This window comes from Nonomuraea sp. B10E15, from assembly GCF_039871615.1.
Classification (GTDB): Bacteria; Actinomycetota; Actinomycetes; order Streptosporangiales; family Streptosporangiaceae; genus Nonomuraea.
The window spans coordinates 26,772-39,133 of record NZ_JBDPMB010000021.1 but is presented as its reverse complement, the minus strand read 5'-3'; the positions used below and the strand labels follow the sequence as shown (position 1 = coordinate 39,133).

The 12,362-nt window shown below is 72.4% G+C and carries 13 protein-coding genes; 9 read left to right on the top strand and 4 right to left on the bottom strand.

From position 1 onward, the window contains the following. The first annotated feature begins 75 nt into the window (after positions 1 to 75). The 9 genes from ABGB14_RS38875 (at position 76) to ABGB14_RS38835 (ending at position 9,768) form a co-directional block, all read left to right on the top strand. Complete coding sequence (locus tag ABGB14_RS38875) at positions 76 to 1,614, top strand: ABC transporter substrate-binding protein (RefSeq protein ID WP_347648864.1); 1,539 nt, start codon at positions 76 to 78, stop codon at positions 1,612 to 1,614. Continuing rightward, on the top strand, positions 1,614 to 2,582 hold the full coding sequence (locus ABGB14_RS38870) for an ABC transporter permease (protein ID WP_347648863.1): 969 nt from the start codon (positions 1,614 to 1,616) through the stop codon (positions 2,580 to 2,582). The genes ABGB14_RS38875 and ABGB14_RS38870 overlap by 1 nt, the downstream gene beginning before the upstream one ends. Then, positions 2,579 to 3,409, top strand: a complete 831-nt coding sequence (locus tag ABGB14_RS38865) for an ABC transporter permease (RefSeq protein WP_347648862.1) — start codon at positions 2,579 to 2,581, stop codon at positions 3,407 to 3,409. Before ABGB14_RS38870 ends, ABGB14_RS38865 begins: the two co-directional genes overlap by 4 nt. Continuing rightward, positions 3,406 to 4,305 (top strand): N-acetylmuramic acid 6-phosphate etherase, encoded by a 900-nt coding sequence (murQ, locus tag ABGB14_RS38860; protein ID WP_347648861.1) that lies wholly within the window; start codon positions 3,406 to 3,408, stop codon positions 4,303 to 4,305. The genes ABGB14_RS38865 and murQ overlap by 4 nt, the downstream gene beginning before the upstream one ends. Then, positions 4,302 to 5,477: an anhydro-N-acetylmuramic acid kinase gene (locus ABGB14_RS38855; protein WP_347648860.1), complete on the top strand. Its 1,176-nt coding sequence runs from the start codon at positions 4,302 to 4,304 to the stop codon at positions 5,475 to 5,477. Before murQ ends, ABGB14_RS38855 begins: the two co-directional genes overlap by 4 nt. Continuing rightward, the gene (locus ABGB14_RS38850) at positions 5,474 to 6,508 is read left to right on the top strand and encodes a serine hydrolase domain-containing protein (protein WP_347648859.1); all 1,035 of its coding nucleotides are present in this window, start codon (positions 5,474 to 5,476) and stop codon (positions 6,506 to 6,508) included. The genes ABGB14_RS38855 and ABGB14_RS38850 overlap by 4 nt, the downstream gene beginning before the upstream one ends. Beyond that, positions 6,505 to 8,121 carry an ABC transporter ATP-binding protein gene (locus tag ABGB14_RS38845; RefSeq protein WP_347648858.1) on the top strand — a complete coding sequence of 539 codons (1,617 nt, stop codon included), beginning with the start codon at positions 6,505 to 6,507 and terminating at the stop codon, positions 8,119 to 8,121. Before ABGB14_RS38850 ends, ABGB14_RS38845 begins: the two co-directional genes overlap by 4 nt. A gap of 14 nt (positions 8,122 to 8,135) precedes the next feature. After that, on the top strand, positions 8,136 to 8,879 hold the full coding sequence (locus ABGB14_RS38840; RefSeq protein WP_347648857.1) for a carbon-nitrogen hydrolase family protein: 744 nt from the start codon (positions 8,136 to 8,138) through the stop codon (positions 8,877 to 8,879). 370 nt (positions 8,880 to 9,249) lie between these two features. Continuing rightward, complete coding sequence (locus tag ABGB14_RS38835) at positions 9,250 to 9,768, top strand: peptidoglycan recognition family protein (RefSeq protein ID WP_347648856.1); 519 nt, start codon at positions 9,250 to 9,252, stop codon at positions 9,766 to 9,768. 7 nt (positions 9,769 to 9,775) lie between these two features. Here the strand turns inward: ABGB14_RS38835 and ABGB14_RS38830 are convergent, their stop codons facing one another. From ABGB14_RS38830 to ABGB14_RS38815, 4 genes are all read right to left on the bottom strand, one after another. Further along, positions 9,776 to 10,312, bottom strand: coding sequence for an NUDIX hydrolase family protein (locus ABGB14_RS38830; protein WP_347648855.1), 537 nt, complete (start codon positions 10,310 to 10,312; stop codon positions 9,776 to 9,778). An 87-nt stretch (positions 10,313 to 10,399) separates the two neighbouring features. Next, positions 10,400 to 10,540 carry a hypothetical protein gene (locus ABGB14_RS38825; protein WP_347648854.1) on the bottom strand — a complete coding sequence of 47 codons (141 nt, stop codon included), beginning with the start codon at positions 10,538 to 10,540 and terminating at the stop codon, positions 10,400 to 10,402. Continuing rightward, positions 10,537 to 11,547, bottom strand: a complete 1,011-nt coding sequence (gene nrfD, locus ABGB14_RS38820) for an NrfD/PsrC family molybdoenzyme membrane anchor subunit (RefSeq protein ID WP_347648853.1) — start codon at positions 11,545 to 11,547, stop codon at positions 10,537 to 10,539. The genes ABGB14_RS38825 and nrfD overlap by 4 nt, the downstream gene beginning before the upstream one ends. Then, a complete protein-coding gene (locus ABGB14_RS38815; protein WP_347648852.1) occupies positions 11,544 to 12,362 on the bottom strand; it encodes a 4Fe-4S dicluster domain-containing protein in 819 nt (272 codons plus the stop codon). The genes nrfD and ABGB14_RS38815 overlap by 4 nt, the downstream gene beginning before the upstream one ends.

Below are 12,362 nucleotides of genomic sequence, written 5' to 3'. Positions count from 1 at the left end.
CCCCGCAGAAGGAAAATAAGTACCTTGATGGTAGGGTCTGCGTAATTTTATGACCTACTCCTCCGAGGAGACCACATGCCCCGTGGCGCGCTCTCCGCGGTCGGCATCGCCGCGGCGCTGTCCATCGCCCTCACCAGCTGCTCGTCGTCCTCCGGCCCCGCAGCCGGCGGCGACACCCCCGCCAAGGGCCTGGTGGTCGGCGTGACCTCCGACCCCGACACGCTGTTCCCCTGGAAGGCCACCCAGTTCCAGGCCGTCAACGTGCTGCAGAACCTCTACGGCACGCTCACGGAGTTCGACAAGGACCTCAACGTGGTGCCGGGGCTGGCCGAGTCGTGGGAGACCTCGAAGGACGGCGAGAAGCTCACCCTCAAGCTCCGCCAGGGCGTGACCTTCGCCGACGGCAGCGTGCTCGATTCCGAGGACGTCAAGGCGTCCCTCGAGAAGATCATGGACGAGAAGACGGCGGCGGTGGCCAGGGCGTCGCTGTCGTCGGTGAAGTCCGTCGAGGCGCCCGACGCGAGCACGGTGGTGCTGGAGCTGACCGGCCCCGACGCGGCGCTGCCCGCCAACCTCGCCACCGTCAACATGGCCATCCTCTCCTCCGACGACACCGAGCAGGAGCTCGCCACCACGCCCAACGGCACGGGGCCGTTCACGCTGAGCAAGCGCGTGGCCAGCCAGTCGATCACGCTGGCCAGGAACGACAAGTACTGGGGCCCCGAGAAGCCGAAGGTCCCGACGGTCGAGTTCCGGGTGATCCCCGACGAGTCGTCCATCGTGTCGGCGATGCAGTCGGGCAACGTGCAGCTCGCGGTCTTCGACGACCCGCTCGTCGCCCAGACCGCCGAGGGCGGCGGCACCATCACCGTCGCCAAGACGCCGCAGCTCAGCTACCACGTCCTCCAGCTCAACGCGAGCCACGGCGACCTCAAGGACGTCAACGTGCGGCTGGCGATCCAGTGCGCCATCGATCGCAAGCAGGTGCTCGACACGGCCGCGCTCGGCGAGGGCGAGGTGACCGGCCCGATCACCGCCCCGGCCTACAAGTCGGACCCGGCCAAGCGCCCCTGCCCCACCCGCGACCTGTCCAAGGCGGCCGGCTATCTCGCCAAGGCCGGCAAGTCCGGCGGGGTGACCGTCAAGACCATCGTCTCGCAGGGCGAGTACGCCACCTCCGTCAACGAGGCCCAGAACCTCAAGGCGCAGCTCGCCGAGGCCAAGATCAACCTGGAGCTGGAGGTGCTGGAGTCGGGCGCGTTCGTGGACCGCTGGGTGGCGGCCGACTTCGACGCCGCCGTCGCGCTCAACGGCGGCCGGCCCGACCCCGACGGCTCCTACGGCCGCTACTTCACCAGCGACGGCAACCTCAACAAGGTCGCCGGCTACAGCTCGCCCGAACTGGACAAGCTGTTCGCCGAGGGCAAGGCGACCACCGACCAGGCCGCCCGCAAGCCGATCTACGACCAGGTCGCCGCCCACCTGGAGGACAACGCCGCCTGGATCTGGTTGTTCGCCGGCTACACCTACACCGCGACCACCTCGAACGTGCAGGGCTTCGTCCCCATGGCCAGCGGCTCGCTGCAGTACCTGCGCACCACGTCCGTCAGCTGATGCGCCGGATCGCAGGCAACCGCGCCGTACGGCGCGTGGCGAGCACGGTGGGCACCCTGTTCGGGGTGGCCGTGTTCGTGTTCGTCATGCTCCGGGCGATCCCCGGCAACCAGATCACGGCGGGGCTCGGCACCGAGGCCGCGGCGCTCACCCCGGCGCAGAAGCAGGCGCTCGAGCAGTACTACGGCCTCGACCAGCCGCTGGTCACGCAGTTCTTCGCCTGGCTCGGCAACATGTTCACCGGGAACTTCGGCTACTCGGCGCGTTCCCAGCAGAGCGTGCTCGACCTGACCCTGCACGCGCTGCCGGTGACGTTCGAGCTGGCGGTCTTCTCCATCGTGCTGGCCCTGCTGATCGGGGTGCCGCTCGGCATGCTCTCGGCGTCGAAGGCCAACGCACCCAGGGACGCCTTCGGCCAGGTCGTGAGCCTGGCCGGGCTGTCGATCCCGGCCTTCCTGCTGGCCACCACGCTGCTGTCGATCTTCGCGGCGTCGTTCGGGTTCAACCCCAACGGGCAGGGCTTCGCCACGCTCATCGAGGACCCGCTGCTCAACCTGCAGCAGATGTTCCTGCCCGCGCTCGTCCTCGGCTTCGGCATCGCGGCGCCGATCCTGCGCACCACCCGCACGGCGGTGCTCGAGGTGCGCTCGCACGACTTCGTGCGCACCGCCCGGGCGAAGGGCGTTCCGGAGCGGCGGCTGCAGGTCAGGCACGTGCTCGGCAACGCGCTCGTGCCCATCGTCACCATGACGGGCCTGCAGTTCGGCTACCTGCTCGGCGGCGCGGTGGTGGTCGAGCAGATCTTCTCCGTGCCGGGCATCGGCCGGCAGGTGCTGCTGGGCATCCAGCAGAAGGAGTACGCGGTCGTGCAGAGCACCGTGCTGGTGATCGCGCTGGCGTTCGTCGTCGTCAACCTCCTGACCGACGCGCTCTACCGGATCATCGACCCGCGGGTGAGGGCGTCGTGACCGCGCTGCCGCGGCGCAGCCCCGCCGGGGTCGCGGGCGTCGTCATCCTCGTGCTGCTGGCCGCCGTGGCGGCGCTGTCGTACGCGGGGCTGCTGCCGTACGACCCGATCGCCCAGCATCCGCCGTCGAGGTTCCGCGCGCCGTCGGGCGAGCACCTGTTCGGCACCGACCAGTTCGGCAGGGACGTGTTCTCCCGCGTGGCGGCCGGCGTGGGCAACTCCGCGTTCGTCGCGGTCGTGGCGGTGGCGTTCGCGACCGTGGTGGGCACGCTGGGCGGGCTCGTGTCCGGCTTCTACCGCGGCGTCGCCGACGGCGCGATCGGCGGCGTCACGAACGTGTTGTTCGCGTTCCCGCCGCTGCTGCTGGCGCTGTCGCTGGCCTCGGTGCTGGACCGCAACCGGTTCACCATCGCCGTGGCCATCGCGATCGTGTACGTGCCCATCTTCATCCGCGTCACCCGCGGGCCCGTGCTGTCGCTCAGGGAGATCGAGTACGTCAAGGCGGCCGTCTCGACCGGCCTGAGCCGCTGGCAGATCATGCTGCGCCACGTGCTGCCCAACATCACCTCGATCATCGTCGTCCAGGTCGCGCTCTCGCTGTCGTGGGCGGTGCTCACCGAGGCGTCGCTGAGCTTCCTCGGCCTGGGCACGCCGCCGCCGGCGCCCTCGCTCGGATCGATGATCTTCGAGGCGCGCAGCCTGGTCTTCGTCGCCCCCTGGACGCTGATCGCGCCTGGCGCCGTCGTCGTCCTGCTCGTGGTGGGCCTGAACCTGCTCGGTGACGGCCTGCGTGACACTCTCGACCCGCGAAACCGAGGCAAGCGGTGAACCTCTCACACCTGACGACGGAAACGGCCGACCCCCGGTTCGCCGGGATCGACACGATGAGCGTGGGCGAGCTGGCCGCGACCATGAACGCGGCCGACGCCACGGTGCCCGCCGCGGTCGCCCAGGCGCTGCCGCGGATCACCGAGGCGATCGAGGCCACCGCCGAACGCGTGCGGGCCGGCGGCCGGCTCGTCTACGTCGGCGCTGGCACCCCCGGCCGGCTCGGCGTGCTGGACGCCTCCGAATGCCCGCCCACGTTCGGCACGCCGCCCGAGCAGGTCTTCGCCATCATCGCCGGCGGTGAGAGCGCGATCGTGTCGCCCTGCGAGGGCGCCGAGGACGACGAGGAGGCCGGGGCGGCGGCCGTCGACGCGGCCGGTGTGGGACCGCTCGACACCGTCGTGGGCATCGCGTCCAGCGGGCGCACCCCGTACGTGGTGGCCGCGGTGCGGCGGGCCGGGGAGCTGGGCGCGCTGACCGTGGGGCTGTCCTGCAACGCGGGCACGCCGCTGAGCGCGGCCGCCGCGCACGCCGTCGAGGTGCTCGTCGGGCCCGAGGTGGTCAGCGGCTCGACCAGGCTCAAGGCGGGCACGGCGCAGAAGCTCGTGCTCAACATGTTCTCGACGATCGTCATGGTGCAGCTCGGCAAGACGTACGGGAACCTGATGGTCGACGTGAAGGCGACCAACGGCAAGTTGCGCGAGCGGGCCGTGCGCATCGTGCGCACGATCACGGGCGCGGGGCGCGAGGAGGCGCTGGCCGTGCTGGACGCCAACGGTTTCAACGTGAGACAGGCGGTCGTCGCCGCCCGCTTCGGCCTGGCCCCGCGGGACGCGGCGGCGCGGCTGGCCGCGGCCGGCGGCAGGCTGCGCGCTGCACTGGAGGAGCGGGCATGAGGGTTCTCGGGATGATCTCCGGCACGTCGCACGACGGGATTGACGTGGCGATGGTGGACTTCGAGCTGACGGGCGGCGTGCTCCACGGGCGGGTCGGCCACACGGCGAGCACACCGTACCCGGAGGACCTGCGCGCCCGGCTGATCGCGGCGCTGCCGCCCGCGCCCGCGACGCTGGCCGAGGTGTGCGTGCTCGACACGCTCATCGGCCGGTGTTTCGCCGAGGCCGCCGCCGCGGCGATCGCCGAGGGCGGCCCCGCCGACCTGATCGTCTCCCACGGGCAGACCGTCTTCCACTGGGTCGAGGGGGCGCACGCGCGCGGCACGCTGCAGATCGGCCAGCCGGCCTGGATCGCCGAGCGCACGGGGACGCCCGTGCTGTCCGACGTGCGCATCAGGGACATCACGGCGGGTGGGCACGGCGCCCCGCTGGTGTCGGTGCTGGACGGGCTGCTGCTCGGCGCGTACGACGGCGGCGCGGGCGCGCTCAACCTGGGCGGCATCGCCAACATGACCGTGGTGCGCGGCGCCGAGCTGTACGCCTACGACATCGGCCCGGCCAACGCGCTCATCGACGCCGTGGTGACGGGCAGAGGGCTGAACGCCAGCGGCTTCGACGAGGACGGTCGGATCGCGGCGTCGGGGCGGGTGCGGCCGCGGCTGCTGGAGGCGCTGCTCGACGAGCCCTACTACCGGCTGGCCCCGCCCAAGAGCACCGGCAAGGAGCTGTTCCACCCCGGCTACGTCGAGGAGGCGCTGGCCCGGGCGGGAGGTGCGGCGGGCGGCGAGGTGGGCGACGCCGACCTGGTGGCCACGCTCACGGAGCTGACCGTGCGCACGGTCGCCCACGACGTGCGGGCCGCGGAGGTGAGCACGCTGGTCGTCTCCGGCGGCGGCTGCCGCAACCCGGTGATCATGGACGGACTGAGCTCGGCGCTGCCCGCCGTGAACGTGCGGCCGTCCGACGACCTGGGCGCGCCCGCCGACGACAAGGAGGCCATCGCGTTCGCCCTCATCGGCTGGCTGAGCGCGCACGGCCTGCCGGGCACCGTGCCCGGCGGTACGGGCGCGCGGGCCGCCCGCGTGCTCGGCACCCTGACCCCGGGCGCGGGTCCGCTCGTGCTGCCCGCGCCGCTCGCCGGCTCGCCCCGCGCCCTGGTGCTGGCGCGGTGAAGGCGCCACCCGGCGTCGTCATGGCCGCGCGCACGCCCTGGTTCGACCTCACCGAGTGCACCGGCCACCGCACCGTGCGCTGGGTCGACGGCGAGCGCGAGGGCGTCGCCGCGATGACCCTCGGCACCCACCACGACCTCGCCTCGGTCACCAAGATCCTGGCCACCACGACGGCGCTCATCCGCCTGGTGTCCGACCGGCTCGTGGACCTCGACGCGCCGCTCAGCGCGTACCTGCCGCGGTCGTACGAGGCGATCACCGTGCGGGACCTGCTGCTGCACCGGGGCGGCCTGTGGGAGTGGTGGCCGCTCTACATCCAGCCGCGGCTGCCGCCGCCGCGCTACCGTCCCGGCCGCGCACGGCACTACTCCGACCTCGGCTTCGTCCTGCTGGGCCGGATCGTCTCGGCCGTCACCGGGATGCGCCTGGAGCGGGCCGTGGCCGAGCTGGTCACCCGGCCGCTCGGGCTCACCTCGACCACCTACGCCCGCCCGGCCGGCTCCGAGGTGGCCATGAGCGCCCTGGACGACCGGGTCGAGATGCGCATGCTGGACACGGGGGAGCCGTACCCCGTGCCCTACCGCAGCGGCGACTTCGCCGGCTGGCGCCGCGCGCCCGTGCTCGGGCAGGTCGCCGACGGCAACGCCCACCACGCCTTCGGCGGGGTCTCCGGGCACGCGGGGCTCTTCTCGACCGTGCCCGACCTCCTCAAGTACTGCACCGCGATGTCCCGCTACGAGGAGCACGACCGGCTGTGGCGGCCCGAGGTGGCACGGGAGTTCTTCGCCCCCGGCCCCGACCCCGCGCAGGCGCTCGGCTTCCGCAGGTACGACCTGGCGCTCGCCGGCGAGACGGTCACCGTGCTCGGCCACCCCGGCTACGTGGGCTGCGCCGTCGGCTTCGTGCCCGGCCGCGACATCGCCCTCGTGCTCGCGAGCAACCGCCTGCTCGTCGAGGGCGTCCCGGTGCCGACCGAGGAGCTCTGGGCCGACCTGCTGCAGGCCACCACCGAACGATCGAGGACCGTATGAGCCCGCTCCTGGAGATCCGCGACCTCTCGGTCGCCTTCCGCACCCGGCGGCAGGACGTCACCGTCGTCAGGAACGTCTCGATGGAGATCCTGCCCGGCCAGACCGTGGCGGTCGTCGGCGAGTCGGGGTCGGGCAAGTCCACCACGGCGGCCGCGGTCAACCGGTTGCTGCCCGGCAACGGCCGCATCACCGGCGGCCAGGTGCTCTTCGACGGCCGCGACCTGGCCACGGCGAGCCAGCGCGAGATGACGGCGATCCGCGGGGCGGGCATCGGCCTGGTGCCGCAGGACCCGATGTCGAACCTCAACCCGCTCATGCGCATCGGCGACCAGATCGCCGAGGCCCTGGAGGTGCACGGCGTCGCCGCGGGAAAGGCCGCCCGCGGCCGCGTGGTCGAGCTGCTAAACATGGCGGGCATCCCCGACCCCGAGCGGCGGATCGGGCAGTACCCGCACGAGTTCTCCGGCGGCATGCGGCAGCGGGCCCTGATCGCCATGGGGCTGGCCTGCAGGCCCAGGCTGCTCATCGCCGACGAGCCGACCTCCGCGCTCGACGTCACCGTGCAGCGGCGCATCCTCGACCAGCTCGGGCAGCTGACCGCCGAGATGGGCACGGCAGTCTTCCTCATCACGCACGACCTGGCGCTGGCCGCCGAGCGGGCCGACGTGGTGGCCGTCATGTACCAGGGCGAGATCGTCGAGACGGGGCCCGCCGCCGCCATCCTGGCCGAGCCCGGGCACGAGTACACCAGGCGGCTGCTGAAGGCCGTGCCGAGCCTGTCGTCGGTGCGCCTGCTCGAACCGCCGCGCCCGGCCGGCGACCCGGCCGGCGACCCGGCCGGCGACCTGGCCGTCGTCGAGGACCTGCGCAAGGTCTACCCGCTCAGGGGCACCGGTGAGGAGATCACCGCGGTGGACGCGGTCTCCTTCACCATTCCGCGCGGCAGCACCGTCTCCATCGTGGGCGAGTCGGGCTCGGGCAAGTCGACCACCGCCAACCTGCTGCTCGGCCTCGAAGACCTCACCTCGGGGCGCATCCGCTTCGACGGCACGGACATGACGGCGCTGGGCCGGCGTGACCTGTTCGCGTTCCGCAGGCGCGTCCAGCCGGTCTTCCAGAACCCGTACGCCTCGCTCGATCCCCGCTACACGGTCGGCAAGTCGATCGCCGAGCCGCTGCGCGTGCACCGCGTCGGTACGGCGGCCGACCGCAGAAGGGCGGCGGCCGAGCTGCTGGAGAAGGTGTCGCTGCCGGCGTCGGCGGCCGAGCGGCTGCCCCACGAGCTGTCCGGGGGCCAGCGCCAGCGGGTGGCCATCGCCAGGGCCCTCGCCCTCTCGCCGGAGCTGGTGGTGCTCGACGAGGCGGTCTCGGCGCTCGACGTGCTGGTGCAGGCGCAGATCCTGGAGCTGCTCGCCGATCTGCAGCGGGAGCTGGGGCTGAGCTACCTGTTCATCAGCCACGACCTGGCCGTGGTACGGATGATCTCGCACGCCGTGCACGTCATGCGCGAGGGGCGGATCGTGGAGAGCGGCACCGCCGAGGAGATCTTCGACCATCCGTCGGACGACTACACCCGCGAGTTGCTCGCCGCAATCCCGGGCAACCTCGCCTGAGCCACAGTAGGAATGTGAAGATCCTCCTGGTTCAACCTCCCCGCTGGTCCCCCGACGGCCACGCCAACTTCGACGCGATCGAGGAGCTCGTCGCCTCCCACGCCGGTGACGTGATGCTGCTGCCCGAACTGGCCGGGTCGAGCCTGCCCCGCGCCGGCTACCTCGACCGGGTCCGCACGCTGGCCCTGCGGTCCGGGATGGCCGTCGTCGGCGGCTCGCACTACGACGCCGTCAACGGTGGCCCGATCAACAGGGGCGCCGTGTTCGGCGCGGACGGCACGCTGCTGGCCGAGTACGACAAGGTCCACCCCTACGGGGTCGAACTGCGCTCCGGAGTGCTGCCCGGCCGGCCCGGCGCCGGCTTCGACCTGCACGGCCGGCGCCTGCGCGTCCTGCTCTGCGCCGACCTGTGGTATTCGGGGAGCCTGGCCGGGCACGACGGGCTCGACGCGGTCCTGGTGCCCGCCTTCTCCCTCACCCGCTGGGACGGCCCCGCCCCGGCGCGCGAGTTGTGGCGGCACATGAGCGTGGCCCGGGCGTACGAGTTCATGACGTACGTGGCCGTCAGCGACTGGCATCACGAGGCCACCTACCTCGGGCATCCGTGCGCCGGAGTCACCGGGTTCGCCGACCCCTGCCCGCGGACGCACGAGGGTTTCTTCTCCGGCCCTCCGCCCGCCGAAGTGTCGGCGTACGATCTCGACTTCGACCGGCTGGACGCCTTCCGGCACGACCGGGCGGAGCGTGGCTTTCGATAGGAGGGCCCGCACCTCGCGGCACCTCTCCTTGCCGGGAACGAACGGCGTGGCGGGCGGCGTGATCTCGATGACCAGGGTGTCCGGCCGGGGGGATGCCAGGGTGGAGGGCGAGTGCTCCTCCTGGGGGCGGTCCAGAGCCAGGACGAGCGCGGCGATGAGCAGCGCCACGCCGGAAAGAATCACGATAAATCGCAGCAACCGGGGGCACATGATCCGAGTCTGACGATCGGGGTGTTTCCCTCGTGTTACCAGCGAAACGGCAGGTAACCCTCACCCCCGCGGCAGGCCACTGTGGTGACGATGCGTGATTTGCTCGCTACGCAAAGTTGGCAGGGTGATGGCTAGAGTGTGCCGTTCAGGAGAGGATCTCATGAATCTGATCACCCGTGCCGAGTGGCACGCGAAGAAGCCGACCAGTGACTACACCCGCCTGGAATCGACCAAGGGCGTGAAGATCCACTACACCGGCGGCAAGGTGCCGGCCGACCTCGCCGAGCCCGCCAACCACGACAAGTGCGGCGAGCTGGTGCGAGACATCCAGAGCATGCACATGTCGGGCGGCCGCGGCGAGACCTACATCGACCTCGGCTACACCATGGTGTGCTGCCCCCACCGCCACACGTTCATGGGCCGCGGCCCCCACGCGCTGCCCGCGGCCAACGGCGCCGGCCTCAACGCCGGCCACTACGCGGTGCTCGCCCTGGTCGGCAGCTCGGGGCTCACCAAGCCCAACGACGACCTGCTGCACGCCCTCGTCGACGCCGTCGAATACCTGCGCGAGCACGGCGACGCGGGGGACGAGGTCAAGGGACACCGGGACGGCTACGCCACCTCGTGCCCCGGCGACCCGCTCTACGACTGGGTGCGCCGGGGCGCCGAGCGGCCCTGACCTCCGCTCAGGGCAGGCAGCCGACGTGGGCCAGCGCCTGCTTCAGCAGCACGCCCTGCCCGCCCGCCATCTCCTGCTGCACCATCGGCGAGGCCGCCTCCTCCGGGGTGAACCACACCAGGTCGAGGGCGTCCTGCCGGGGCCGGCAGTCGCCGGCGACGGGCACGATGTAGGCCAGCGACACCGCGTGCTGGCGCGGATCGTGGTAGGGGGTGATGCCGGGCGTGGGGAAATACTCCGCGACCGTGAACGGCTGCGGCGAGGCAGGGATGCGCGGCAGCGCCACGGGGCCGAGGTCCTTCTCCAGGTGGCGCATGAGCGCGTCACGGATGCGCTCGTGGAGCAGCACCCGCCCCGAAACCAGCGCCCTGCTGACGGTCCCGTCCGCGGCGATGCGCAGCAGCAGGCCGACGCGGGTGACCACGCCGGTGTCGTCGACGCGCACCGGCACGGCGTCGACGTAGAGGACGGGCAGCTGGCCGCGCACCGACTCCAGTTCGTCAGGAGCGAGCCATCCAGGCGTGGTTTCGGTCTTTTCGGTCATCTGCTGATCGTACGTCGCCGGCCGGCCTCAGGCGGCCTGACCCCGCCCAAGACGTGGAGCGGCGGAGCGGGCGGCCCCCGCGCGGCTTCACGGCGACGCGTGCCTGCCCCTGACCCTCCCGAGCGCGGCCGGGCGGGCCGGATACGACCTGCCCGCCAGCCAGGACGCCGTGCAGACCATCAGCACGATGCCCATGAACGGCAGATATTCGACGACCTTCCGCTTCATCGCAGATCACCCTCCGCTTTCGCCTTCGCCAGCCGCCTCCGCTGCGGCTGCACCGTGTACTTGGGATCGTTCGCCGATTCCATCCCGGCCCGGAAGATCCCGAACCGGGTGCACGCCGACCCCGCCAGCAGGGCCGCGCCCGCCGCCATCGCCATGAGCCGGCCCCGTCCGCCCAGGCGCCCGGCGACCAGCCCGGCCACCGCGCCCGCCAGCGACAGCGCCTCGCCCGCGCGCAGCAGCCTGCTGCGCTTGAGCGGCTCGGCCAGCGGCCCGAGCCGGCGCTCCATCCGCACGGCGGCCACGCACTCGACGGCCGCGCCCAGCAGCGCCGCCCGGCGGGCCGGGCCCGCCTCCGACACCGGCGCGGCCAGCATGCCCAGCCCGCCGGCCGCTGCCGCCGCCGAACCGGCGAACAGGAACGGCATCTCGCGATGGCCCTCGTGCCAGACGGGCACCGCGGTGTCGCAGATCAGCGCGGCGGTGTAGGTCGCCAGTGCCGGCCCGGCCAGCCCCGCCCCGATGGTGGCGGCCCGGCCCAGCCCGGGGAACATCCCCGTCAGCCCGGTGGCCGCCGCCACCCCGGCCTGCGGGCCGTAGCCGGTGAGGATCCAGGTGCCGACGCTCATGGGCGAGGTCACCTTGAACACCCGCAACATGTTCACGAACCGCTCGGGACGGCCCAGGTCGTGGATCAGCGCGTAGAGCGACCCGCCCAGCGCGCACACGGCGCCGGCCTTGCACGCCCTGGCCAGGTGAGGCCTGCCGGTGAGCTCGGCGGCGGCCGCCAGCGTCGACGAGGCGCCGGCCAGACCGCCGAGGAACAGGTAGCCGGCGATGTCGGGCGCCTGCCAGGTCGGCTCGTTCAACACCGGCCGGCCGTAGTAGGACTCGAAGTCCGCCCTCGGCACCGGCAGGCGCTCACGCCTGCGGCCCGCCGAGCCCGGCGTGGCCTCGCGCTCGCCGCGCAGCCCGGCCGCGCCGTCCAGGCGCACGTCGGTCTGGCTCATGACTGTCTCCTCCACGCGCTCGCGGCCACGCCGGCGAGCAGGGCCAGGGCGGCGACCCCCACGTGCCGCCACATCGACGGCAGGTCACGGGTGGTCACCACCGGGTCGGGCGGCAGGCCGTACACCTCGGGCTCGTCCAGCAGCAGGAAGAACGCGCCCGTGCCGCCCACGCCGTCCCCGGGGTCGTGGCCGTACAGGCGGGCCGAGCCGGTCCCGGCCGCGTGCAGTTGCTCCAGGCGGCGCTCGGCCCGTGCGCGCAGCTCATCCAGGTCGCCGAACTGGATGGAGTCGGTCGGGCACGTCTTGGCGCAGGCGGGCTCCTCGCCCGCGCCCAGCCGGTCGTAGCACATCGTGCACTTGGCCGCCACACCCGTGGTCTCCCGCTTGCCGATCACCCCGAACGGGCAGGCGGGCACGCAGTAGCCGCAGCCGTTGCAGACGTCCTCCTGCACCACGACGGTGCCGTACTCGGTGCGGAACAGCGACCCCGTCGGGCACACGTCCAGGCAGGCCGCGTGGGTGCAGTGCTTGCACACGTCGGAGGCCATCAGCCAGCGGAAGTCCATGTCGCCGACGCCCGGCTCCTGGTGGCCGAGCGGCCGCCGCTGCTCGACGAAGGCCACGTGCCGCCACGTGTCGGCGCCCAGCCCCACGGTGTTGTCGTACGACATGCCGGTGAAGGTCATGCCGTCGTCGGGGACGGCGTTCCACTCCTTGCACGCCACCTCGCACGCCTTGCAGCCGATGCAGATGCTGGTGTCGGTGAAGAAGCCGACACGGCCGTCCGCGAGCTTCTCGTCCAGGTCGAAGGCCAT

What these genes read in the sequence shown, in the direction of transcription:
- ABGB14_RS38875 (WP_347648864.1), top strand. Translation starts at nt 76, where the DNA reads ATGCCCCGTGGCGCGCTCTCCGCGGTCGGCATCGCCGCGGCGCTGTCC.
- ABGB14_RS38870 (WP_347648863.1), top strand. Translation starts at nt 1,614, where the DNA reads ATGCGCCGGATCGCAGGCAACCGCGCCGTACGGCGCGTGGCGAGCACG.
- ABGB14_RS38855 (WP_347648860.1), top strand. Translation starts at nt 4,302, where the DNA reads ATGAGGGTTCTCGGGATGATCTCCGGCACGTCGCACGACGGGATTGAC.
- ABGB14_RS38845 (WP_347648858.1), top strand. Translation starts at nt 6,505, where the DNA reads ATGAGCCCGCTCCTGGAGATCCGCGACCTCTCGGTCGCCTTCCGCACC.
- ABGB14_RS38835 (WP_347648856.1), top strand. Translation starts at nt 9,250, where the DNA reads ATGAATCTGATCACCCGTGCCGAGTGGCACGCGAAGAAGCCGACCAGT.
- ABGB14_RS38830 (WP_347648855.1), bottom strand. Translation starts at nt 10,312, where the DNA reads ATGACCGAAAAGACCGAAACCACGCCTGGATGGCTCGCTCCTGACGAA.
- ABGB14_RS38825 (WP_347648854.1), bottom strand. Translation starts at nt 10,540, where the DNA reads ATGAAGCGGAAGGTCGTCGAATATCTGCCGTTCATGGGCATCGTGCTG.
- nrfD (WP_347648853.1), bottom strand. Translation starts at nt 11,547, where the DNA reads ATGAGCCAGACCGACGTGCGCCTGGACGGCGCGGCCGGGCTGCGCGGC.
- ABGB14_RS38815 (WP_347648852.1), bottom strand. Translation starts at nt 12,362, where the DNA reads ATGGCCTTCGACCTGGACGAGAAGCTCGCGGACGGCCGTGTCGGCTTC.